Raw genomic sequence first — 583 nt, forward strand, 5'->3', positions numbered from 1 at the left:
TTTACCATCTGGGTGAGAATACACGCCATCGGAAAACGGTCGCTCGCCACCCCATTGGGTTGGCCGCCACTCTTCGTACTCTTGCTCATTCAAATTGGCGTATTGAGACAGATCTAGCTTTAAAGGCGACTTCGTATTCATGCCTGTCATGGCAGCGTACTCGCAAAACACCTCGTGTTCAGAGTCAAAATCAAAACCATTCTTTGTCTCTTCTAAGGTGCATAATGCTTGCCCGACTTGGCTCACTGCCCACCAGTCCGATTTTGCCTCACCGGGAGGGTTTTGGAACTGACGCTGTCTTGAAATCCTACGTTCAGAATTCGTCACCATCCCCTGTTTTTCACCCCATCCAGCCGCCGGAAGCAACAAGTCGGCATAACGCGCAACATCCGACTCTACGGTAATATCCGAGACAATCACAAACGGACAGCGTTCTAGCGCCCTCTTAACAAACTGATTGTCTGGCAAAGAGACAACGGGGTTGGTCGCCATGATCCACAGAACTTTAATCTCACCACGCTCAACCGCTTCAAACAGTTCAACCGCTTTTAGCCCCGGTTTTGTAGCGATTTCTGGTGACTCC

Annotated in this window: 1 protein-coding gene; it reads right to left on the reverse strand. The window is 50.1% G+C overall.

The genetic code is table 11. The annotated features are described in order from the left end of the window. On the reverse strand, positions 1-583 hold a 583-nt coding region (locus tag R7Q46_RS28815), incomplete at both ends, for a molybdopterin-dependent oxidoreductase (RefSeq protein WP_318078533.1).

This window comes from Vibrio sp. 811 (assembly GCF_033339195.1).